The following is an 8,221-nucleotide window of genomic DNA, read 5'->3' as shown; positions in this document are numbered from 1 at the left end:
CAGCTTTATCATCGTTTTTCCTCCATCGTGTGTGGGATATTTCCCCAGAATTATATCCTAAAAAGGGACAGGCGTAAAGACCTGCGCGGGTGCCATAGTTGCAAAAAAACGGGAATCAGTGTATAATAAACCGGTATCTGTAATATTTTTGACGTCAGATCAGACGTACTGTATTTTAAAAGGAGTGAAAATACTACAGTGGACTCTGGTGACACTTTTCAAATTATTATACTGATCATTCTGCTGATTCTTTCAGCATTTTTCTCATCTTCCGAGACTGCGCTTATATCGGTGAGCAAAATCAGGCTTCGGGCCCTTGCCGATGAAGGAAACGAAAAAGCGCGTCTTGCGGCGGATATTCTTGAAAACCGGTCATCGCGGATGCATAGCGCAATTCTGATCGGTAACAACCTTGTGAATATCACAGCGGCGGCGATTGTGGCATCGTATGCATACCGGTTCGGCGGGTATACGGCTGCTGCTGCGACTGCGGTGCTGGCATTTGTGATTCTTGTTTTTTCCGAGATAACCCCGAAAAACTATGCAGCGGTGAGGGCGGAAAAGGTGGTGCTGCGGTACGTCCGCGTTCTCAACATCTTTATGACTCTGATGACCCCGCTTATCTTTATTATCAATCTGCTCTCCAGGGGAATCCTTTTCCTGCTCCGGGTCGATCCGGCTGAGAAGGACAAGAGTCTGACCGAGGAGGAGCTGCGTACGATCGTGGACGTGAGCCACGAGAGAGGCGTGATCGAGACCGGCGAAAAAGAACTGATCAACAACGTGTTTGATTTAAGCGACGCCAATGCGAAGGACATTATGGTGCCGAGAGTTCATGTCACTTTCGCGGATGTTAACAACACGTATGAAGAGCTGATTTCGATATTCCGGGAAGACAAATATACGCGGCTTCCGGTGTATGAAGAGTCCTCGGATAATATTGTCGGTATTATTAATATGAAAGATCTGCTCCTGTACGACCGGGATGAGACGTTCCATGTGAGAGATATTATGCGGGAGCCGCATTTCACCTACGAATACAAGAGCATAGCAGAGCTTCTCGTGGAGATGAGACAATCGACCTTCAACATTGCAATTGTGCTTGACGAATACGGTGAGATGGCCGGGTTAATCACTCTGGAAGATGTTCTGGAGGAGATCGTCGGAGAGATTCATGATGAGTATGATGAGCAGGAGGATGACATGATCCGGCAGGTTGCGGAACGGGAGTATGTGATCGAAGGGTCTGTGAATCTGAGCGATGTCAACGACCGGATCGGAACGGGTTTCTCATCGGAGGACTATGATTCCCTCGGAGGCTATATGATTCAGTACCTGGACCGTCTGCCTGAGATGGGAGATGAGGTGACGACGGAGGACGGAATCCGCCTTGTCGCGGAGAAGCTGGACAAAAACCGGGTGGAAAGCATCCACGTGTATCTGCCGCCGGAGACAGCGGAGAAGAAAACGGACGGGGAGGAGAGCGGAGAACATGCGGAAGAACCGGTGAAAATGGAACATCATGCGGAGGCGGAAGCAGTCCGCCTGTAGAAAACGCAGAAGACATAAAGAAAATACAGTGAAGGCGGGAAACGGGATCTGTCCGGAATGTGTCCGGAAGAATGCACCGTTTCCCGCTTTTTGCATATTGTGTTATAGATTAACCGCAAAAAAGGAGCGCATATTATGCCCTATTCTATTATGATTGACGCCGGGCACGGGGGAAGAGATCCTGGTGCGGTCTATAACGGACGACAGGAAAAAGACGACACGCTTGCACTTGCCCTGGCAGTTGGGGAGATTCTCCAGGAACGGGGAGTGGATGTCCTCTACACACGCACCACTGACGTATATGAATCGCCGTATCAGAAAGCCATGGAGGCGAATGAGGCCGGGGTGGACTTCTTTGTCTCACTCCACCGCAATTCCAATCCCACTCCGAATTCCGCGTCAGGCGTGGAATCACTTGTATACGATAAATCCGGAATAAAACTGCAGATGGCGGAGAATATAAATGAGCAGCTTGAGACGCTGGGGTTTGTCAATCTCGGAGTCAAGGAACGTCCCGGTCTGGTTGTGCTGCGGCGTACGAACATGCTGGCCGTTCTTGTGGAAGCGGGATTTATCAATTCGGATACTGACAACCAGCTCTTTGATGACCATTTTGACTCTATCGCACTGGCGATTGCAGAGGGAATTCTGGATACTCTGCAGATGAACGGCGAACTGGAACCATCGCGCTCGTCCTATACGGTTCAGGCTGGCGCGTTCCGAAACGGCGCTTACGCAAGCCGGCTTCAGCAGGAACTTCTGGATCAGGATTTCCCTGCGGTGACAAGTCAGGACGGAGGACTCTACCGGGTCACAGTCGGGACATATCCCACAATCGATGAGGCTGCGGCGATGGAGAGACGGCTTAAAAGGGCCGGGTATCAGACTGTGATTGTACAGGGATAAAAATACCGGGATATACGGATTATCCGTATATCCCGGCTGTATAAGCAGAGGAATTATTCGGTAAGTCCCTGCGCTTTGATGACGTCGATGACACTGTCCACATATTTCTCGCAGATCTCATCAGAGACTGCCTCAACCATGACGCGAATAACAGGCTCGGTACCGCTTTCGCGGACGAGGATGCGTCCGTCGCTTCCGAGCGCGTCAGCCGCTTTCTGTACCGCCTCCTGTACGGCAGGATTTTCCTGCGCGGTCTTTTTGTCTTTTACCCGGATGTTTTTCAGGATCTGGGGATAGATCTTCACTTCGTCAGCAAGTTTTCCGAGTGTCTGTTTTTTCTCGAGAATCACTTCCATGATCATAAGGGAAGTCAGGATTCCGTCCCCTGTTCTCGCGTGTTTGCTGAAGATGATATGTCCCGACTGCTCGCCTCCGAGCACGAAACCGTTCTTCATCATATTCTCATACACATATTTGTCGCCTACCGCAGTCTGCTCGTACTTCATGCCGATCTTGTCGCACGCCTTGTAAAGTCCGAGATTTGACATAACAGTCGTGACGATCGTGTTGCCTTCGAGGCGTCCCTGCTCCATCAGATATTTTCCGCACACATAGAGGATGCGGTCGCCGTCTACCACGTTTCCGTTTTCATCTACCGCGATACAGCGGTCTGCATCTCCGTCGTAGGCAAAGCCGACGTCGAGTTTTTTCTCTTTTACAAAATCCTGAAGCACATGGATGTGCGTAGATCCGCAGTCGGTATTGATGTTCGTTCCGTTCGGCTCATTGTTGATGACATATGTCTTTGCTCCGAGCGCGTCAAACACGCTTTTGGCGATGGCAAAGGCACTTCCGTTTGAGCAGTCAAGCCCGATTCTCATATCTTTGAAAGAACGGGTGGCGAGTGAGATCAGATGTCCGATATAGCGGTTTCTTCCGGCTGCATAGTCGATTGTGCGTCCGATATTCTCCTTCGTCGCAAGCGGCAGTTCCTCTGTTTCACCGTCAATGTACGCTTCGATTTTATTTTCCACTTCTGCTTCCATCTTGTGGCCGGCGCTGTTGATGACCTTGATTCCGTTGTCATAGAACGGATTGTGGCTTGCGGAGATCATGATTCCGCAGTCAAAATCTTCTGTTCTGACCACATAGGAAACACTCGGGGTTGTCGTTACGTGGAGAAGATACGCGTCTGCCCCGGAGGCGGTGAGGCCTGCAGCAAGCGCATATTCAAACATGTAGCTGCTTCTTCTTGTATCTTTGCCGATTACGACTCTTGCCTTATGTTCCTGCCCGAAATACCAACCAAGGTAACGGCCTACTTTGAACGCATGTTCCACTGTCAGAACAACGTTTGCTTCCCCGCGGAAGCCGTCAGTACCAAAATATTTTCCCATTACTGTCGTCCTCTTGTTTACATTAATATTTATGCCGTGTCCGGAGGCACAAGCCTCTTTCACCACAGCACTATTATATTACCATTACGAAAAAGTTACAAGTGTTTCTTCTTTGTTACAGAAAAGCATATGGGAACGTGTACAGACGATGCGGCAGAACTGCGGCTTTACATCCCGCGGCACATGGATTATAATAGGGTGAAAATAATCTGAAATGGAGCGTATTTATGAACTTCTACGAAGAACTATGTTCTGCGGCATCAGAGCAGCATGTCCTGAAAGATGAACCCATGTCCGGCCATACGACGTTCCGGGTCGGCGGCCCGGCAGACTACTTTGTGACGCCGGCAGACACCGGGGAAATCCGCGAGGTAATCAGACTGTGCAGAGACAGAAACGTGCCCTACTATATTGTCGGAAACGGGAGCAATCTCCTCGTAGGTGACAGGGGATACCGGGGTGTGATCATACAGGTTTTCAGACATATGAATCAGATCAGCACAGAGGGAGAGATCATCCGGGCGCAGGCGGGGGCGCTCCTGTCGAAAGTGGCAGCGGCGGCCTGCGAGGCGGAGCTGACGGGAATGGAGTTTGCCTCGGGAATTCCCGGAACACTCGGCGGCGCGGTCCGCATGAACGCGGGCGCATACGGCGGCGAGATGAAGCAGGTGCTCAAGTGCGCGGAAGTTCTGACGCCGGATGGAGAAATCCTTGAGATCCCGGTTGAAGATATGAAGATGGGATACCGCACCAGCATCGTGTCAGCGAGAGATTACGTTGTGCTTCAGGCGGTCCTGTCTCTGAAGAAAGGGAACAGAGAAGAGATCCGTGCAAAGATGGAGGAACTCCGGAAAAAACGGGTAGAGAAGCAGCCGCTGGAATACGGAAGCGCAGGCAGTACGTTCAAACGCCCGGAAGGATACTTTGCCGGGAAGCTGATCGAGGATGCGGGACTGCGCGGATTCAGAGTGGGAAACGCCCAGGTCTCGGAAAAACACTGCGGGTTCGTAATCAACCGGGGCGGAGCAACCGCCGCAGAAGTGGATGAACTGATGAACGAAGTGATCCGCAGAGTGGAGGCGAATTCCGGAGTGCGCCTGGAACCGGAAGTAAAGAAGATAGGCGATTTTTAAAAGAAGATAGGAGAGTTTTGGCAGATGCGCTTTGTGATTGTAACCGGAATGTCCGGTGCGGGGAAAACAACGGCACTTAAAATGCTTGAGGATATGGGATATTTCTGCGTAGACAATCTTCCGATCCCGCTTCTGCCGCGTTTCGTGGAGATGTTCAGCGAACCGGAAGAGGAAGTGAAGAAGGTGGCGCTGGGGATTGACGTGCGCGGAGGGCAGGATTTTTCCGGCCTGAAAGATGTGCTGGAAGATATGGACGCAAAAAAGAACGAGTACGAGATCCTGTTCCTTGACGCCAGCGACGACGTGCTCATCAAGCGGTACAAGGAGACGAGACGGCAGCATCCCTTAAGCGGATCAGGCCGTGTCGACACGGGGATCGCAAAGGAGCGTGAGAAGATCATGTTCCTGAAGATGAAGGCCACATATATACTCGACACGAGCAAGATGCTCACAAGAGAGCTGAAGCTTGAGCTGGAGAAAATATTTGTAAAAGGACAGAGTTTCTGCAACCTGTATATCACAGTCATGTCCTTCGGGTTTAAATACGGAATTCCGCAGGACTCGGATCTTGTGTTTGACGTGAGGTTCCTACCGAATCCTTACTATATAGAATCGCTGCGGGAGAAGACGGGAAATGACGCAGAGGTGCAGGACTATGTGATGGAAAATGAGAAGACGCAGGTCTTTCTGGAAAAACTGAAGGATATGGTAGACTTCCTGATTCCGAACTACATTCTCGAGGGAAAGAACCAGCTTGTGATCTCTATCGGATGTACAGGGGGCAAGCACCGGTCTGTTACGCTTGCCAATGCCCTTTACCGTATACTGGAGCAGAAAGAAAACTACGGGGTACGGATTGAACACCGGGATATCGGGAAAGATGCGATAACAAAAAGGAAAGAGTGAGACGGGACAATGTCTTTTTCTGGAAAAGTCAGGGAAGAACTGGCAGGCAGCATGAGCTCCGCCAGACACTGCCGAATCGCTGAAACCGCTGCTTTTATCGGGCTTTGCGGTACAGTGGCAGTCAACAGCTTTGAGCAGTACAGCATCAAGATCCATTCAGAAAATCTTCTTGTTGCGAGAAAAGTCTTTACATTGATAGAAAAAACATTTAATATAAAAACTGATATTTCAATCAGACGGAATATCAGAAAAGGAAGTGTGTCTTATTCGGTCGTAGTCAAACGGCATGAAGACGCACTGAGGATTCTTCAGGCGATAAAAATGGTTGGAGAACATCAGGATGATCTGGAAAATCACAGGGCGTTCAGTCCGCTTGTATTCCAGCAGATGTGCTGCCGCCGGGCATTCCTGCGGGGCGCGTTCCAGGCTGCGGGTTCCATGAGTGACCCGAATAAATCATATCACTTTGAGATTGTCTGCTCCACGCCGGAGGCGGCGGAACAGATCAGGGCAGTGATATGCAGTTTTGACCTGGATGCAAAAATCGTACCGCGCAAGAAAAATTTTGTCGTGTACCTGAAAGAAGGATCGCAGATAGTAGATATCCTGAACGTAATGGAAGCGCATGTATCCCTTCTGGAACTTGAGAATGTGAGAGTGCTCAAGGAGATGCGCAATTCTGTGAACAGAAAGGTGAACTGCGAGACTGCCAATATTAATAAAACCGTGTCGGCGGCTGTGAAACAGGTTGAGGACATTACATACCTCAGAGATACAATAGGTTTTGAAAACATGCCGGAGAATCTGGTGGAGGCGGCTCTTGCCCGTCTTGAAAATCCGGATGCTACTCTGAAAGAACTGGGAGAGTATCTTACACCTCCTGTCGGTAAGTCCGGTATGAATCACAGACTGCGCAGGCTGGGGGAGATGGCAGATAAGGTGAGGCAGGAACAAGGAGGATTATTATGATTAAAACACCTGTTGTAGTAAAGACAGAAGAAGGATTTGACGGAAGACCGATTGCTCTGCTTGTGCAGGAGGCAAGCCAGTATGCCAGCAAGGTATATATCCAGATCGGCGAGAAAAACATCAATGCCAAGAGCATCATGGGAATGATGAGCCTGAGCCTTGTGGATGGCGAGCAGATTACTGTTGTAACCGAAGGCGAGGATGAAAAAAAGGCTGCCGAGGGAATCAGGATGTTTTTTGCAAACAACGTAAAATAATTGCGGAAGAGAAATTCGGCCGAAAGCCGGCCTGATTGAGATAGAGAAAATGGTAAGACGGGCTGTACTGATAGTGAGTACAGCCTTTCATTGTCAGATGCAGGAGGGAACAGATGTCACGTCAGGGAGGATGCGGATTATTATGAAGAGAATGCTGTTTATTTATAACCCGAATGCCGGGACAGGAGTTTTGAAACCAAAGATTTCTGATATTCTCGATATTTTTACCAAAGCCGGATATGAAGTGACAGCATATCCGACACAAAAAAAGCAGGATGCTGTTGAGAAGATCAAATCGCTGGATATGAGTTATGATCTGATTGTTTGCAGCGGTGGAGACGGAACGCTTGACGAAGTTGTGACCGGAATGCAGATGACGGATATGACGATTCCGCTGGGGTATATCCCAACGGGAACGACAAATGATTTTGCCGCAAGTCTGGGGATTCCGAAAGATATTTTGGAAGCCGCTGATGTGGCGGTGAATGGGACGGAATTTTGCTGTGATGTTGGGGTTTTTAACAGCGATTATTTTATCTATGTCGCTGCTTTTGGTATTTTTACCGATGTCTCCTACGAGACCGATCAGAGCCTGAAAAATATGCTGGGGCACCTTGCATATGTTCTGGAAGGCGCAAAGAGAGTGTTCAATATTCCGTCTTATAAAGTGAGAGTGACACATGACGGGCAGGAGATTGAAGACGAGTTTATATACGGTATGGTGACAAATTCAAGATCTGTCGGAGGATTCAAAGGTCTTGTCGGTCCGGATGTCATGTTTGATGACGGAGAGTTTGAGGTGATGCTTATAAAGACTCCGAAGAATCCGCTGGAGCTCAATGAACTGCTCGGGGCGATTGTGATGCGGCAGGTGAATCCGAAGCGGATGTACTGTTTCCGGACCGGATCTGTGAAGTTTGAGTCTATGGAGGAGATCCCGTGGACAAGAGACGGTGAATTTGGAGGAAATCATGATGAAGTTGTGGTCAGAAACAGCAGACGTGCGCTTAATCTCATGATAAAACAGGAGACTGCTGCGAAGCTGTCTGCAGAGGCGGCGGGAGAACTGTAATTGCTTTTGCGGGGAAAGCCGCCCGTGCGG

8 protein-coding genes are annotated in these 8,221 nt (G+C 49.6%); 7 read left to right on the top strand and 1 reads right to left on the bottom strand.

What is annotated here, in order from left to right; all coding sequences use genetic code 11:
• Positions 1-198: 198 nt before the first annotated feature.
• Both LKD70_RS15915 and LKD70_RS15910 read left to right on the top strand, forming a co-directional pair.
• Positions 199-1,551, top strand: coding sequence for an HlyC/CorC family transporter (locus LKD70_RS15915; protein WP_227708861.1), 1,353 nt, complete (start codon positions 199-201; stop codon positions 1,549-1,551).
• 135 nt (positions 1,552-1,686) lie between these two features.
• Positions 1,687-2,457, top strand: a complete 771-nt coding sequence (locus tag LKD70_RS15910; protein WP_227708860.1) for an N-acetylmuramoyl-L-alanine amidase — start codon at positions 1,687-1,689, stop codon at positions 2,455-2,457.
• Positions 2,458-2,510: 53 nt separating this feature from the next.
• Here the strand turns inward: LKD70_RS15910 and glmM are convergent, their stop codons facing one another.
• A complete protein-coding gene (gene glmM / locus LKD70_RS15905; RefSeq protein ID WP_227708859.1) occupies positions 2,511-3,854 on the bottom strand; it encodes a phosphoglucosamine mutase in 1,344 nt (447 codons plus the stop codon).
• 227 nt (positions 3,855-4,081) lie between these two features.
• Here glmM and murB point away from each other — a divergent pair, with 227 nt between their 5' ends.
• From murB to LKD70_RS15880, 5 genes are all read left to right on the top strand, one after another.
• The gene (gene murB, locus LKD70_RS15900) at positions 4,082-4,987 is read left to right on the top strand and encodes a UDP-N-acetylmuramate dehydrogenase (RefSeq protein ID WP_227708858.1); all 906 of its coding nucleotides are present in this window, start codon (positions 4,082-4,084) and stop codon (positions 4,985-4,987) included.
• Positions 4,988-5,011: 24 nt separating this feature from the next.
• Positions 5,012-5,893 (top strand): RNase adapter RapZ, encoded by an 882-nt coding sequence (gene rapZ / locus LKD70_RS15895; RefSeq protein ID WP_227708857.1) that lies wholly within the window; start codon positions 5,012-5,014, stop codon positions 5,891-5,893.
• Between the two features lie 9 nt (positions 5,894-5,902).
• Entirely contained in the window at positions 5,903-6,862 is a 960-nt protein-coding gene (whiA, locus tag LKD70_RS15890; RefSeq protein WP_227708856.1) for a DNA-binding protein WhiA, read from the top strand.
• A complete protein-coding gene (locus LKD70_RS15885; RefSeq protein WP_227708855.1) occupies positions 6,859-7,119 on the top strand; it encodes an HPr family phosphocarrier protein in 261 nt (86 codons plus the stop codon). Before whiA ends, LKD70_RS15885 begins: the two co-directional genes overlap by 4 nt.
• A 142-nt stretch (positions 7,120-7,261) precedes the next feature.
• Entirely contained in the window at positions 7,262-8,191 is a 930-nt protein-coding gene (locus LKD70_RS15880) for a diacylglycerol/lipid kinase family protein (RefSeq protein ID WP_227708854.1), read from the top strand.
• The last annotated feature ends 30 nt before the right edge of the window (positions 8,192-8,221 follow it).

This window comes from Ruminococcus turbiniformis, assembly GCF_020687545.1.
Lineage (GTDB): Bacteria > Bacillota > Clostridia > Lachnospirales > Lachnospiraceae > Mediterraneibacter > Mediterraneibacter turbiniformis.
The sequence above is the reverse complement of the archived record's forward strand: the minus strand, read 5'-3'. Positions and strand labels throughout refer to the sequence as shown.

Coding starts and splice junctions, on each gene's coding strand:
- LKD70_RS15910 (WP_227708860.1), top strand. CDS start 1,687: ATGCCCTATTCTATTATGATTGACGCCGGGCACGGGGGAAGAGATCCT.
- glmM (WP_227708859.1), bottom strand. CDS start 3,854: ATGGGAAAATATTTTGGTACTGACGGCTTCCGCGGGGAAGCAAACGTT.
- LKD70_RS15880 (WP_227708854.1), top strand. CDS start 7,262: ATGAAGAGAATGCTGTTTATTTATAACCCGAATGCCGGGACAGGAGTT.
- rapZ (WP_227708857.1), top strand. CDS start 5,012: ATGCGCTTTGTGATTGTAACCGGAATGTCCGGTGCGGGGAAAACAACG.
- whiA (WP_227708856.1), top strand. CDS start 5,903: ATGTCTTTTTCTGGAAAAGTCAGGGAAGAACTGGCAGGCAGCATGAGC.
- LKD70_RS15885 (WP_227708855.1), top strand. CDS start 6,859: ATGATTAAAACACCTGTTGTAGTAAAGACAGAAGAAGGATTTGACGGA.
- murB (WP_227708858.1), top strand. CDS start 4,082: ATGAACTTCTACGAAGAACTATGTTCTGCGGCATCAGAGCAGCATGTC.